Raw genomic sequence first — 12,607 nt, 5'->3', positions numbered from 1 at the left:
TCTAGTCGCGTAACGCCCCTGGAGTTGCGGTGGGGCGCCGGGTCTCCTTGTGGACGGGCTTTGTTGCGATCGGCAACAAATCCGGACGACGAGGAGGTCGTACCCGATGCCCCACTTCTCCCGCTCCCGAAGATTCGCCCTCGGTGCCGTGCTCGGCGCCGCGCTCATCGCGATCCCGCTGACCATGCCCGCCGCCGCGTCGATCCCGCCGCCCGAGTCGGGCTGGACCACGGTCTTCGCCGACGACTTCACCGGCGGCGCGAACACCCTGCCGTCGGGCTCGAACTGGATCATCGACACCGGCCACGCCTACCCCGGCGGCCCCGGGAACTGGGGCACCGGCGAGATCCAGAACTACACGGCGAGCACGTCCAACCTCGCGCAGGACGGCGCCGGCAACCTCCGCATCACGCCGTTGCGCGACGGCGCGGGCAACTGGACGTCGGCGCGGATCGAAACCCAGCGCACCGACTTCAAGCCGCCGGCCGGCGGTGTCCTGCGGATCGAAAGCCGGATCCAGATGCCGAACGTCACCGGCGCGGCCGCGCTCGGCTACTGGCCCGCGTTCTGGGCCCTCGGCGGCCCCTACCGCGGCAACTGGTGGAACTGGCCGGCCGTCGGCGAGTTCGACATCATGGAGAACGTCAACGGGATCAACTCCGTCTGGGGCGTCCTGCACTGCGGCGTCAACCCCGGCGGCCCGTGCAACGAGACCACCGGCATCGTCGCGAACCGGGCCTGCCCCGGCAGCAGCTGCCAGTCGGCCTTCCACACCTACCGCTTCGAATGGGACGCGAGCGTCAGCCCGCAGGTGTTCCGCTGGTTCGTCGACGGGCAGCAGTTCCACTCGGTCAGCCAGAACCAGGTCGACGCGACGACGTGGGCGAACATGACCGGCCACCAGGGCTACTTCGTGCTGCTGAACGTCGCGATCGGCGGCGCGTTCCCCAACAACAACTCCGGCACGACCACGCCGGGGCCGGGGGTCGTGCCGGGCCGCCCGATGGTCGTCGACTACGTGACGGTCACCACGCGCGGTTCGGGCGGCGGGACCACGACCCCGCCGACCACGACCACGACGCCGCCGTCCGGCGGCAGCAGCGCGTACAGCACCATCCAGGCCGAGTCGTACACCCAGCAGAACGGCCTGGCCAAGCAGACGACCAGCGACACCGGCGGAGGCGAGAACATCGGCCCGGCGGGCAACGGCGACTGGGCGCTCTACCCGAGCGTGGACTTCGGCAGCTCCGCGGCGACGAACTTCCAGGCACGGGTGGCGTCCGGGGCGGCCGGCGGCGTGAGCGGGCTGGTGGAGGTGCGGCTCGACAGCCTCGCCAACGCGCCGATCGGCAGCTTCGCCGTCGGCAACACCGGCGGCTGGCAGAGCTGGCGGACGGTCCCGGCCAACATCAGCGGGGTGACCGGCGTGCACAACGTGTACGTGACCTTCACGAGCGGCCAGCCCGCCGACTTCGTGAACCTCAACTGGTTCACGTTCGTGCATTGAGACGAGGGACCCGCGGCCCCGGCCGCGGGTCTCCCCACTTCAGGCAGACGGGGGCTGGACATTGCACTCGGCAATGGGCAGGATGCGTTTCACTGTGAGTGCTCACGATGACACCCGGAAGCTCGTGGTCCTGGCTGTGGACGACGAGCCTCGAGGTCTGGACGAACTGGTCCACTGCCTGCGCAACAGCCCGCACGTCGCGAAGGTGTTCCCGGCGATCGACGCGTCGGAGGCGCTGCGGCTGCTGTCGACCGACGACCCGAGGCTACGCGACCGCAAGGAGCGTGGCCTGCCGATCGTCGACGCCGTCTTCGCCGACATCGACATGCCCGGGTTGTCCGGGATGGAGATGTCGCGCGTGTTCGCCGCGCTCCGGCCCTCGCCCGCGCTCGTGTTCGTCACCGGGCACGCCGAAGAGGCGGTCAACGCGTTCGACCTCGGCGCCCTGGACTACGTGCTGAAGCCGTACCAGCAGGACAGGCTGGACCGCGCGATCTCGCGCGTGATCGAGAAGCTGGCTTCGGCCGCGGCGCCGGCGCCCGGTGCCCTGGGCGGCGAGCCGGGCGTGAAGAACGACGACGAGGTCATCCCGGTCGAGCTGGCGGGCACCACCAAGCTCATCCCGCGCTCCTCGGTCCGCTGGGTCGAGGCGCAGGGCGACTACGCGCGGTTGTTCACCACCGACGGCAGCCACCTGGTCCGCATCCCGCTTGCCCAGCTCGAGGAACGCTGGGAGAAGGCCGGCTTCGTCCGGATCCACCGGTCGTTCCTGGTCGCGCTGCCGCTCATCACCGAGCTGCGCATGGGCCAGGGCGGCTACCAGGTCGTGATCGGCAACGAGGAGAAGGTGCTGCCGGTCAGCCGGCGGCACACCCGCGCGCTGAAGGACCGGCTGGTCGGTTCAGGCCGGAACGGCTGACCCGGGCCCGGTCATGACCGACGACTTCTACGAGCGCCGCACGAACGGCGTGCGAGAGCCCGATCCGACGCTCGGCCGGCGCGCCCGCCAGCAGCGGCCGCTGCCCCAGCCGACGGACCAGGCCGTCGTCGAGCCGCTCCCGCCGGCGCCGGAGAACGAGCCGGCGCCGAAGCCGGACCACCACGCCAGGCCCAAGCGGGAACGAGTGATCCTCAACGACCCGCGTCGCGGCGCCGGCACCCTGCGCGCCCGCGTCGAGCTGGAAGAGCAGACCAGCTGGGGAAAGCTGCTCGTGAAGGACCACCTGGTGAAGGTCCAGCTGCGGACGGCGTTGCTGCTGGCCGGGCTCGTCGCCGTCGTGTTCGGTTCGCTGCCGGTGCTGTTCTACCTGCTGCCCGGGTTCTCCCGGTTGAGCGTGGTGGGCATCCCCGTGGCCTGGCTGATCCTCGGCGTCCTGCCGTTCCCGTTCCTGTTCGGCGTGGGCATCTGGTACAACCGGCTGGCCGAACGCAACGAACGCGCGTTCGTGGACATGATCGAAAACTAGTTTCGCACTCACTCGTGCGAGGATTCCTCCGTGCAGCTGAACCCGTGGGCCTTGACCGGCATCGTGCTGGTCGCCGTGGTGACGTTCTTCCTCGGTCACCGCTCTTCGCGTTCGGCCACGAGCACCCACGACTTCCTGGTCGCCCGGCGGACCGTGCGGTCCCGCCGCAACGCCGCCGCGATCTCCGGTGAATACCTGTCCGCGGCGTCGTTCCTCGGCATCGCGGGCATCGTGCTCAAGGACGGCGCCGACGCGCTGTGGTTCCCGATCGGCTTCACCGCGGGCTACCTCGCGCTGATGCTCTTCGTCGCGGCACCGCTGCGGCGCTCCGGCGCGTACACGCTGCCCGACTTCGTCGAGATGCGCCTCGGCTCGAAGGGCCTCCGCCGGTTCTCCACGGCGTTCGTCGTGTTCATCGGGATCCTCTACATGGTCCCGCAGCTGCAGGGCGCCGGCCTGACGCTGGCGACGATCCTGCCGGTGCCGGTGTGGGCCGGCGCCGTCGCGGTGATGGTCGTGGTGGCGTTCAACGTGATCGCCGGCGGCATGCGCGCGATCACCGTCGTCCAGGCCTTCCAGTACTGGCTCAAGCTGTTCGCGATCTCGGTGCCCGCGTTCGTGCTGTGCATGGTCTTCTTCGCAGGCGGCGGACCGGACGGCTTCCGCCCGCTCGGCGCGGCCGCGCCGCCGGTGTTCACCGCCGACACCACAGTGGACGTCCAAACCGATGTCACCCTGCACGTCCGGAACGACACCTACCTCTGGGCCTACGGCCGCACCGACAACGGCCCGGCCGCCGGCCCGACGCACTGGACCCCGCTGGCCCCGCACACGGTTTCCGAGGGCACCACGCTGAAGTTCCTGGCCGGCACGCCGGTGCCGGTCGTCAGCGACTCGGTCGCGGACAACGCGAACTGGCTGCACCCGGGGTCAGGCAGCCTCACCGACCTGCTCCAGACGTACTCGCTGATGTTCGCGACGTTCCTGGGCACGATGGGCCTGCCGCACGTGCTGGTCCGCTTCTACACCAACCCGGACGGCAAGGCCGCGCGCCGCACGACCGTGCACGTCCTGCTGCTGCTCGGGCTGTTCTACCTGTTCCCGACGCTGCTCGGCGCCCTGTCCCGGATGTACGTCCCGGAGCTGCTGGTCACCGGCAAGACGGACGCGGCGATCCTGCGGTTGCCCTCGGCGATGCTGCCGGGGGTCGGCGGCCAGCTCCTCGGCGCGGTCACCGCGGCCGGCGCGTTCGCCGCGTTCCTCTCCAGCACGTCCGGGCTGCTGGTCAGCGTCGCCGGGGTGGTGTCGACCGACCTGCTGCCCGGCCGGGTGCGCGACTTCCGCGTGGCGACCGGGCTGGTCGCGCTGTTCCCGATCGCGCTGGCGGTCGCGCTGCGGCCGGAGGACATCTCGCTGTCGATCGGGCTGACGTTCGCGCTCGCCGCGTCGACGTTCAGCCCGCTGCTGGTGCTGGGGATCTGGTGGCGCAAGCTGTCCTGGCCGGGTGCGCTGGCCGGGATGTTCGTCGGCGGCGGGCTCGTGCTGGCCGCGCTGATCGTCAACGTCGTGAGCGGCTACACCGGCGGCTGGGCCCCGTGGTTCGTCAACCAGCCCGCGCTGATCACCGTTCCGGTCGCCTTCGTCACGACGTACTTCGTCAGCCGCGCGACCGGGTACGGGCGCCCGGAGCACGTGCACGACATCATGCTGCGGCTGCACGCGCCCGATCCGCTCGGCTTCATGCGTGACCGGGCGGTCGCCCGGTTCGGCCAGGCCGAGGAGAAGACGCGGGTCGCCGGGCGGGGCCGGCACCGCAAGTGACGCACTGACGGTCGGTCAGAAATTCTTTACCCGATCGTGTGAAAGTCGGTCCGCTAACCGGACATCGTGCGCGAATCTCTCGGTGGTTTTCTACTCAAGGTCAAGCGCCCGATTGGGGGCTTACCAACTACGCCGTTAACTCTTTACGGTCCGTTGGCTTCAAACAGTACGGCCAGTACGAGAACGGGAAGGTGGAGATCCGCTGTGAGCAGCACCGAACACGACGTCGGTGGCGCGGAGCCGCAGACCGACTGGGAGAGCGTCCAGGGGAGTCCCGAATTCACGGACCTGCGCCGCCGATTGCGCGTTTTCGTGTTCCCGATGACCGCGCTGTTCCTGCTTTGGTACCTGCTGTACGTGCTCCTCGCCGACTACGCGCACGGCTTCATGAGCACGAAGCTGGTCGGCAACATCAACGTCGGCCTGGTCTTCGGCCTGCTGCAGTTCGTCTCGACGTTCGTCATCACGGGCCTCTACGTGCGCTACGCCAACCGGAAGCTCGACCCGGTCGCCGACGAAATCCGCGCACGGATCGAAGGAGAGCCGGTCAAATGAACCTCGCGGCGGGCGTGGAGGGCAGCAACTCCACCCTCAACATCATCATCTTCCTGGTCTTCGTCGCGATCACGCTGGTGATCGTGTTCCGGGCCAGCCGGAACACGAAGACGGCGTCGGACTACTACGCCGCCGGCCGGGCGTTCACCGGCCCGCAGAACGGCATCGCGATTTCCGGTGACTACCTTTCGGCGGCGTCGTTCCTGGGCATCGCGGGCGCGATCGCCATCAACGGCTACGACGGTTTCCTCTATTCGATCGGCTTCCTGGTCGCGTGGCTCGTCGCCTTGCTGCTGGTCGCGGAACTGCTGCGCAACACCGGCAAGTTCACGATGGGCGACGTCCTCGCGTTCCGCATGAAGCAGACGCCGGTGCGGGCGGCGGCGGCGGTTTCGACGCTGGCCGTGTCGTTCTTCTACCTGCTCGCGCAGATGGCGGGTGCCGGTGGTCTGGTCAACCTGCTGCTCGGCATCTCGGGCGAAGCGGGACAGGACATCGTGATCGCCGTCGTCGGCGTGATCATGATCGTGTATGTGCTGATCGGCGGCATGAAGGGCACCACCTGGGTGCAGATCATCAAAGCGGCGCTGCTGATCGTCGGCGCGTTCGCGATGACGCTGTGGGTGCTCGGCAAGTACGGCTTCAACCTGTCCAGCCTGTTCCAGGCCGCCGTCGACAAGGGCGGCAAGGGCGGCGCGGCGCTGCTCGACCCGGGCAAGCAGTACGGCAAGACGGGCACGACGAAGCTCGACTTCCTGTCGCTCGGCATCGCGCTCGTGCTCGGCACGGCGGGCCTGCCCCACGTCCTGATGCGCTTCTACACGGTGCCGACCGCGAGGGACGCGCGCCGCTCGGTGGTCTGGGCCATCGTGCTGATCGGCGTCTTCTACCTGTTCACGCTGGTGCTCGGCTACGGCGCGGGCGCGATCGTCGGGCCGGACAAGATCTCCAAGGCCCCGGGGACGACGAACGCGGCGGCCCCGCTGCTGGCGCTCGAGCTGGGCGGCCCGGTGCTGCTGGGGTTCATCTCCGCGGTCGCGTTCGCGACGATCCTCGCGGTGGTCGCCGGCCTGACGATCACGGCGTCCGCGTCCTTCGCCCACGACGTCTACGCGAGCGTGCTCAAGAAGGGGCAGATCTCCACCGGCGGCGAGGTCCGCGTCGCCCGGATCACGGCGCTGGTGATCGGTGCGCTGGCCATCGCGGGCGGCATCCTGGCGAAGAGCCAGAACGTCGCTTTCCTGGTGGCCCTGGCGTTCGCGGTGGCGGCGTCGGCGAACCTGCCGACGATCCTGTACTCGCTGTTCTGGAAGCGGTTCAACACCCAGGGCGCGCTGTGGTCGATCTACGGCGGCCTGCTCGTCACCATCGTGCTGATCGTCTTCTCGCCGGCGGTCTCGGGCAAGCCGGTCGACCCGAAGACGGGCAAGAGCGCGTCGATGATCCAGGGCGTCGACTTCCACTGGTTCCCGCTCGACAACCCGGGCCTGGTCTCGATCCCGGCGGCGTTCCTGCTCGGCTGGCTCGGCACGGTCCTGTCGAAGGAGCGGAACGCCGGGAAGTACGCGGAGATGGAGGTCCGCGCGCTGACCGGCGCGGGCGCCGAGAAGGCCGTCTCGCACTGAGTTCGGCGGCGAAAGGGCCTTCCGGTGGCCGGGAGGCCCTTTCTCCGGTCCACCTCACGCGCGGGCAACGCCCCCGCATGGCAGCATGGAGATCGTGGTGAGCCCTGCTGAACTGCCGACCGCCGAGGTCCGCGACCTGCCCAAGGACGGCCTCGTGCTGCTCGACGTCCGCGAAGACGACGAGTGGGCCGCCGGGCACGCGCCCGGCGCGGTGCACATCCCGATGGGGGAGCTGCCCGCCCGCGTCGGCGAGCTGACCGACCTGCCCGACGACCAGCCGATCCACGTGATCTGCCGCAGCGGCGGCCGGTCCGCGCGGGCGACCGCCTGGCTCAACCAGAGCGGCTGGGACGCGGTGAACGTCGCCGGCGGCATGGGCGCGTGGCAGCGCGAAGGCCGGTCGATGGTCGGCGAGCACCCCGGTATCGAACCCGAAGTGATCTAGCCTTGCACCCGGGGCAGCCTCCGATCGGATCCCAGTACCCCCCGGGGTACTGGCCGCGCCAGGCGCCGCCGCCGAACGCCCAGCAGCTGCAGGGCCGGGCGCTGGCCGCCCAGCAGGAGCCGTACCCGTACCACCGCCGTCCCGGGTACCGGCCGAAGCTGCGCTGGGTGGCGACCCCGCCGCCGGGCGCGTGGCCCCGTCGCCGGGTCGTGCCGCCCGAGCGGTACTACGGGCCGCCGTCGTACCCGGTGCCGCCGCGCTGGGGCTTCCCCAACCTGGTCTGGCGCCGCCCGACGTCGGTGCCCGGCACGGCGTCGGACGAGGTCCGCCCGATCGACCGGATGCCGGTGCTCAGCCGCAGCTTGATCGGCGTCCTCTTCGGGTTCGCCGTCCTTTCCGTGGTCGCCGCCGGCGCGGAGATCTGGCGGTACGTGCTGCTCGTCCAGGGTCGCGAGTCCGCGCTGAACCGTTCGGTGGTGGCGTTCTCCGACGGCTTCGTGCTCACCGCGGGCCTGCTGGCCTCGGTCCTCGCGCTGCTGCCCGCCGGGTTGTCGCTCTGGTGGCTGCTGGTCGCCCGCCGGGCGGCGGCGGACGTTTCGGGCGACGACCCGCCGCGGCCCGGGTGGCAGGTGCTGGTCGGCATCCTCGTGCCGGTGGCGAACCTGCCGATGGCGCTGTCGATCGCCGGCGAGCTGGAGCACGCGGTGCTGGGCCGCCCGCGCGACGTCCGGCCGAAGCCGTCGCGCCAGGTGCTCGTGTGGTGGGGCGCCTGGGTGCTGAACTGGGTGCTGCTGGGCGTGACGATCGTCTGGCGCTTCCGCGACGACGTCCAGTCGATGGCCGACAGCGTCGTCCTGGTCGCGCTGACCGACCTTGCGGCGGCCACGCTCGCCGTGGTGACGGCGCTGGTCGTGCGGCGGTTCACGGCGCTGCTGGCGCCGTCGGACGCGCGCGCCGTGCGCTCGATGCGCGTGCTGAAGGTGGCGGGTGCCCCGGAGCCCGAGCTGCGCAACGCCCGCCCTGCCGGCGCGGCGCGCTAGTACCGGCCGAGCACCGGTTCCAGCTGGTCGAAGGCCAGTTCGGCGGCGGGCCACACCGCGTCGGCGATCTGTTTCTCGTCCGCCAGCGTGCGGTCGAAGACCTCTTGGAAGAGCACTCGCAGCACCGTCGCGAGGTGGGCGGCGGCGAGCACCGGCGGAAGTCCCTCCTCGGGATGGCGCCGGATCAACAGGTGCGTGAGGGCTGCCTCGCGCTCGCGGTGCATCTCGTGCAGGGCGTTCGTCAGGACCGGGCTCTCCTTGATCATCCGCACGAAGCCCGGGCCCGAGAAGCCGACCAGCGCGTGCTCGGCACCCAGCGCTTCGAAGTAGAGCTCGCGGGTGTCGTGGAAGACGCTGTCGCGGACCAGGGTGGCCGGCCAGGACGTGAAGTCCGCGCGGATGTCGAAGACCAGGTCCTCCTTGCGCGGGAAGTGGTTGGTCACGGTCATCTTGGCGACCCGCGCCTCGTGGGCGATCTCCGCGATCGTCACGTCCTCGAAGCCGTCGCGGATGAACAGCTTCGTCGCGACGTCCGAGATGGTCTTCCTGGTCTCGTGCTTCTTCTGGGCCCGGAGTCCCTCGCTCATGCCGTCACCCTACTGGGTCGAACCCAAGTTTGTGCTTGACCCAATGAATGGGTTCGACCTAATCTGAGGTCCGACCTAATCCTCTGGGAGGTGTGGATGTGACGACGGCGGTGGCCCGTCCCGACGCGGCGCTGTGGAAGCTCGGTGGCGTCCTGATCATGGGCGCGGTGCTGTCGATCCTCGACGCGACGATCGTGACCGTCGGGATCGACTCGATCGCCCGTGACCTGGGCAGCCCGGTCACGACGGTGCAGTGGGTGGCGAGCGCGTACCTGCTCGCGGCGTCGGCGGCGATCCCGCTGTCCGGCTGGCTGACCGACCGCTTCGGCGGTCGCGCGGTGTGGCTGACGGCGGTGGCGATCTTCACGGCGGGCACGCTGCTGTGCGGCTTCGCGTGGTCGGCGCCGGCACTGATCGCGTTCCGGGTGCTCCACGGCCTGGGCGGCGGGCTGATGCAGCCGGTCGGGCAGGCGGTGTTCGCGCAGGCGGCGGGCCCGGCGCTGGGGCGCATGATCGGGGTGATCACCCTGCCGGCCACGGTGGCCCCGGTGCTGGGCCCGCTGCTCGGCGGCGCACTGGTGGCGGACTTCGGCTGGCGCTGGATGTTCTTCGGCGTCGTCCCGCTGGGCCTGGCGACGTTCGTGGTCGCCCGCCGGCTGCTGCCGGCTCCTGCACCTTCCGGTGCCCGTTCGCCTTTGGACGTCCGCGGGATCCTGCTGCTTTCCCCGGGGCTCGCGGCGTTCGTCTACGGCTTGGCCGAGGGCGTGGCCGTCGCCGGGGTGGCCGGAGCTGTGCTGGTGCTGGCGTACGGCGTCCACGCGTGCCGGACGCCGTCGCCGGTGCTCGACCTGAAGCTGTTCCGGGACAGGGGTTTCTCGGTGGCGAGCGTGAGCACCTTCCTGCTGGGCGCGTCGCTGTACAGCTCGATGGTGCTGCTGCCGCTGTACTACGAGCAGGTGGAGCACGCGAGCCCGTGGGAGGCCGGACTGCTGCTGGCGCCCCAGGCTCTCGGCTCGGCAGCGGTTCTGCTGGCGGGCGGGCGGCTCCTGGCACGCTTCGGCCCCCGGCGGATGATGCTGGCCGGAATCGGCCTGTCCCTGCTGGGAACGGTCGTGTTCACCCAGCTCGCCTCGGCACCTGGCGGAGTCCTGTTGACGGCCTCGCTCCTGATCCGCGGAGCCGGGTTGGGCGCGGCGACAGCACCGGGAATGACGACGCTGTACGGCTCCCTGGAGCGCTCCCGCATCCCGCGAGCGGCAAGCGCGTTCAACGTGATCAACCGCGTCGGCGGCTCGCTCGGCACGGCCCTCCTGGCGGCGATCCTCCACAGTGCACTGACATCGTCGTCGCCGGCCACGGCGTTCGGCACCGCGTTCACGTGGGCGTTGGGGCTGTCTGCCTTGACCCTGGTTCCCGCGGCGTTCTTCCCTCGAAGGAGCACCCGATGACCTTCCGCCTCTTGAGCGTCCACGCTCATCCCGACGACGAGTCCAGCAAGGGCGCGGCGACGCTGGCCCGTTACGCGGCCGAAGGCGTCGACGTCCTGGTGGCCACGTGCACCGGCGGTGAACGCGGCGACATCCTCAACCCGGCCGTGGACACTCCGGAAACCCGCGCCGATCTCCCGGCGATCCGTCGTCGCGAGATGGCCGCGGCAGCCGGAATCCTGGGTGTCCGGCAGCGTTTTCTCGGTCTGGTCGACTCCGGTCTGCCCGGCGACGGTGAACCGCTGCCCGAAGGCTGCTTTGCGGCCCTTCCGCTGGCAGAAGCGGCCGCTCCGCTGGTTGCGCTGATCCGCGAGTTCCGCCCGCACGTCGTGATCACCTACGACGAAACCGGCGGCTACCCCCACCCGGATCACATCCGCACCCACGAGGTGACGCTCGAAGCCTTCACCGCGGCCGCCAACCCTGCCCGCTATCCCGGCACCGGCGAACCGTGGCAACCACAAAAGCTGTACTACCAAGCAACCCTGAGCCGAGCCTGGTTCCAAGCCCTCCACGACGCGACCGTGGCCGCCGGCCAGGAGTCCGCAATGGCCGAGGTCCTCGCGGAACTCCCGCTCGAAGACCCGTTGACGGTCACCACCCGAATCCGCTGCGAGTCCCACTTCGCCACGCGCGACCGCGCCCTCCTGGCCCACACGACCCAGGTCGACCCGGCCCACCCGTACTTCGCCCACTCACGCGAAATCGAACGAAAAGCCTGGCCCTACGAGGACTACCACCTGGCCCACCCAGCCCCAGGCCCCACCTTGGAGGAGGACCTCTTCACCGGAGTAACCCCATGAAACCCCGTGTCGCCCCTCCAATCACGCGTGATGCCTCCCCAATCACGTGTGATGCCTCCCCAATCACGCGAGATCCGCCCCGGATCACGCCGGGACCGGGTCACACCGTGACCCGAAGCTCCCGCAGGCCCCGGATCACGAACTCGGGCCGCCGCCGCGGGGCCTCGGCGAGCCGCAATCCCGGCAGCTTCGCGGCCAACGCGCTCAACGCCGCAGCGATCTCCACCCGAGCGAGAGGAGCTCCCACGCAGTAGTGAATCCCGAGGCCGAACCCGAGGTGCGCGTTCGGCGTGCGTCCGATGTCGAGGGTGTCCGGCGCGTCGAACACCTTCGGGTCGCGGGCCGCGGCGCCCAGCAGTGCGCCGATCTTCTGCCCCTGCGAAACGACATGGCCGCAGATCGACACGTCCTCGGTCGCCGTCCGCTCGAACAGCTGCAGCGGCGCGTCGAAGCGGATCAGCTCCTCGACACACGAATCGAGCAGGGAAGGAGCCGCCAGTAAGCGTTCCCACTGGTCCCGGTGGGTGAGCAGCGCCGTGATGCCGTTGCCGAGCACGTTGACCGTCGCCTCGTGGCCGGCCATCAGGAGCAGCACCGCGGTCGCGACCAGCTCGTCCGGCGTCAGCTCGCTGCGGAGGAGGTCGCTGATGATGTCGTCCCCCGGGGCGTCGCCGCGAGCCGAAGCCACTGAGCGGACGTACTCGACGAACTCGGCGGCCGCTCGCTCGGCGGCGTCGCGGCCTTCCTCGGGCAGGCCGTACTCGTACATCTTCACGATCGCGTTGGACAGCTCGACCATCCGCGGCCCGTCGGTGCCGGGGACGCCCAGCAGTTCGGCGATCACCGCGACCGGCAGTGGCTGGGCCAGGTGTTCGAGGAGGTCCGCGCTGCCGTCGGCGGCGATGGCGGCCGAGAGGTCGTCGACCATCCGGTCGGCGAGCGTCGCGACCATCGGGCGCAGCCGCTGCACGTGGCCGCGGCCGAACGCGCCCGCGATCAGCCGGCGCAGGCGGGTGTGCGCCGGCGGCTCGTTCTCCAGCAGCGAGTTGCGGTGCAGCAGGTTGAACGACGCGAACCGCTCGAGCGGCTGCGCGTCCTGCCAGATCCGGCCCAGGCCGCGATGCCGCAGCACGGCCGACGACGCGGCGTGCGACACCGCCACGGCCAAGCCGAGCCCGTCGTGCAAATGGACGTCGCCCTGCTCGCGCAGTGCGGCGAACGCCGGGTACGGGTCTTCCAGGAACGCGGGATCGCGGGGGTCGAACACGTCG

General features: G+C 70.3%; 12 protein-coding genes. 10 read left to right on the top strand and 2 right to left on the bottom strand.

Features of this window, described 5'->3' with window-relative positions; translation table 11 throughout:
• Positions 1–106: 106 nt before the first annotated feature.
• From QRX60_RS10790 to QRX60_RS10755, 8 genes are all read left to right on the top strand, one after another.
• Positions 107–1,507: a glycoside hydrolase family 16 protein gene (locus tag QRX60_RS10790; RefSeq protein WP_286000629.1), complete on the top strand. Its 1,401-nt coding sequence runs from the start codon at positions 107–109 to the stop codon at positions 1,505–1,507.
• 82 nt (positions 1,508–1,589) lie between these two features.
• Positions 1,590–2,426 (top strand): LytR/AlgR family response regulator transcription factor, encoded by an 837-nt coding sequence (locus tag QRX60_RS10785; protein ID WP_286000628.1) that lies wholly within the window; start codon positions 1,590–1,592, stop codon positions 2,424–2,426.
• A 13-nt stretch (positions 2,427–2,439) separates the two neighbouring features.
• Positions 2,440–2,973: a DUF485 domain-containing protein gene (locus tag QRX60_RS10780; protein ID WP_286000627.1), complete on the top strand. Its 534-nt coding sequence runs from the start codon at positions 2,440–2,442 to the stop codon at positions 2,971–2,973.
• Between the two features lie 30 nt (positions 2,974–3,003).
• Entirely contained in the window at positions 3,004–4,794 is a 1,791-nt protein-coding gene (locus QRX60_RS10775) for a sodium/solute symporter (RefSeq protein ID WP_286000626.1), read from the top strand.
• Positions 4,795–4,998: 204 nt separating this feature from the next.
• The gene (locus QRX60_RS10770) at positions 4,999–5,349 is read left to right on the top strand and encodes a DUF485 domain-containing protein (protein ID WP_286000625.1); all 351 of its coding nucleotides are present in this window, start codon (positions 4,999–5,001) and stop codon (positions 5,347–5,349) included.
• Positions 5,346–6,974 carry a solute symporter family protein gene (locus QRX60_RS10765; protein ID WP_286000624.1) on the top strand — a complete coding sequence of 543 codons (1,629 nt, stop codon included), beginning with the start codon at positions 5,346–5,348 and terminating at the stop codon, positions 6,972–6,974. The genes QRX60_RS10770 and QRX60_RS10765 overlap by 4 nt, the downstream gene beginning before the upstream one ends.
• 85 nt (positions 6,975–7,059) lie before the next feature.
• A complete protein-coding gene (locus QRX60_RS10760) occupies positions 7,060–7,419 on the top strand; it encodes a rhodanese-like domain-containing protein (protein ID WP_286000623.1) in 360 nt (119 codons plus the stop codon).
• A gap of 2 nt (positions 7,420–7,421) precedes the next feature.
• Positions 7,422–8,459, top strand: coding sequence for a DUF4328 domain-containing protein (locus tag QRX60_RS10755; protein WP_286000622.1), 1,038 nt, complete (start codon positions 7,422–7,424; stop codon positions 8,457–8,459).
• Here the strand turns inward: QRX60_RS10755 and QRX60_RS10750 are convergent.
• Positions 8,456–9,046, bottom strand: coding sequence for a TetR/AcrR family transcriptional regulator (locus QRX60_RS10750; RefSeq protein WP_286000621.1), 591 nt, complete (start codon positions 9,044–9,046; stop codon positions 8,456–8,458). The genes QRX60_RS10755 and QRX60_RS10750 overlap by 4 nt on opposite strands.
• Before the next feature lie 98 nt (positions 9,047–9,144).
• Here QRX60_RS10750 and QRX60_RS10745 point away from each other — a divergent pair, with 98 nt between their 5' ends.
• Both QRX60_RS10745 and mca read left to right on the top strand, forming a co-directional pair.
• A complete protein-coding gene (locus QRX60_RS10745; RefSeq protein ID WP_286000620.1) occupies positions 9,145–10,494 on the top strand; it encodes a DHA2 family efflux MFS transporter permease subunit in 1,350 nt (449 codons plus the stop codon).
• The gene (gene mca / locus QRX60_RS10740) at positions 10,491–11,336 is read left to right on the top strand and encodes a mycothiol conjugate amidase Mca (RefSeq protein WP_286000619.1); all 846 of its coding nucleotides are present in this window, start codon (positions 10,491–10,493) and stop codon (positions 11,334–11,336) included. The genes QRX60_RS10745 and mca overlap by 4 nt, the downstream gene beginning before the upstream one ends.
• Before the next feature lie 100 nt (positions 11,337–11,436).
• On the opposite strand, the gene QRX60_RS10735 is transcribed toward mca, so the two are convergent.
• Positions 11,437–12,603, bottom strand: coding sequence for a cytochrome P450 (locus QRX60_RS10735; RefSeq protein WP_286000618.1), 1,167 nt, complete (start codon positions 12,601–12,603; stop codon positions 11,437–11,439).
• Positions 12,604–12,607 lie beyond the last annotated feature (4 nt).

Origin of the sequence: Amycolatopsis mongoliensis, from assembly GCF_030285665.1 — a bacterium.
GTDB lineage: Bacteria > Actinomycetota > Actinomycetes > Mycobacteriales > Pseudonocardiaceae > Amycolatopsis > Amycolatopsis mongoliensis.
Note: the sequence above shows the minus strand (reverse complement) of the source record. Positions and strands in the feature narration are given on the sequence as shown.